This is a genomic window from Herbaspirillum lusitanum P6-12, from assembly GCF_000256565.1.
GTDB classification, from domain to species: Bacteria; Pseudomonadota; Gammaproteobacteria; order Burkholderiales; family Burkholderiaceae_D; genus Herbaspirillum; species Herbaspirillum lusitanum.
On the sequence record NZ_AJHH01000022.1, the window covers coordinates 1 to 1510 of the forward strand.

At 63.5% G+C, this 1510-nt stretch carries 1 protein-coding gene; it reads left to right on the top strand.

Features of this window, described 5'->3' with window-relative positions:
- The coding region (locus tag HLUSI_RS26380; protein WP_016832198.1) for a beta strand repeat-containing protein at positions 1 to 1510 on the top strand (1510 nt) is incomplete at both ends.

Consider the following 1510-nt stretch of genomic DNA (forward strand, 5'->3'; position numbering starts at 1 on the left):
ACGGCACCGGCACCAGCGGCGCCGACGCCACCGGCGACAAGCTGAATTTCATCGACAATCTGATCGGCAGCTCCTTTGACGATACCTTCGTCGCCAATGGCCAGGCCAACAGTTTTGACGGCGGCGCCGGTTCGGATACGGTCAGCTACGCCCGGTCGCTATCTGCCGTGACGGTCAACCTGAGCAGCGGCGTCGCCGGCAGCGGCGGCTCCGCTGCCAATGACACGTACGCCAACATTGAAAACCTGGTTGGTAGCAATTTCGACGATTTCCTGACCGGTGCCGCAGCCAACAAGACGGTCCTGACCGGCGGCGGCGGCGGCGACACGCTGGCCGGTGCGGTGGGCAATCGCGCTAATACCTATGCCAGCTATGCAGGCTCTGCCTTCGGCGTCACCGTCGATCTGAACGCCACCGATGGCACCGGCACCAGCGGCGGCGATGCGGCGGGCGACAAGCTCAGTCTCATTGACAACCTGATCGGCAGCAGCTTCAACGATACCTTCGTCGCCAACAACCAGAACAACAGCTTTGACGGCGGCGCGGGCGGCGTCGATACAGTGAGCTATCTGGCGTCGGGCGTGGGCGTCACCGTGGATCTGTCGAACACCACCGGTGCGGGCACCAGCGGCGGTTTTGCCAACGGCGACAAATTCACGGGCATCAGCAACCTGATCGGCAGCAACTTCGACGATGTCTTCTTCGCCAGTTCCGCGGCCAACGCCTTCGAGGGCAGCGGCCATGTCGCCAACGGCGATACCGTCAACTATGCGCGTTCAGGCAATGCCGTGGTGGTCGACCTGTTCCACCACACCGGCTCGGCAGGCGTGGATGCTGCAGCCGGCGCCGGTGTCTCGTTCTCCACCGGCGACTCCTACAGCAATATCCAGAACGTGGTCGGCAGCAGCTTCAACGACACGTTCTATGCCGACAGCAACGCCAACAAGTTCGACGGCGCCGGCGGCACCAGCGATACCGTCAGCTACGAGTTTTCCAACGCCAACGGCGACATCATCGCCAATCTCGGCACGCATGCAGGCACCGGCGGCGACGCCAACGGCGACACTTACACCAACATCGAAAACCTGACCGGCAGCGCCTTCCTCAACAGCACGCTGACCGGCGACGCCAATGCCAATATCCTGACGGCCAAAGGAACGGCCACCACCAATGCGCTCATTGGCGGAGGGGCGGCAAGCGGTACCGATGTCTTCAATGCGGTGGATGGCGGGACCAACAGCGTGGCGGTCGGCAGCGGCCTCAATACGATCAACGTCAGCGCCGGTTCGCATAGCTCGCTCGGTGCGCAGAGCGACATGGTCAACCAGGCCACGGGGGTGTCAAACATCTCCACCATCAGCGGCGGGGCCGGCACGACGACCTTGCATTTCGCCGACCTGGGCAGTTCCATCACGCTGGCCAATTTCTCCAGCAAGGTCACCGGCATCACCACCCTCGACATGACCAGCGGCAGCGGCACCAGCGGCGGCGATGCGGCGGGCGACAAGCT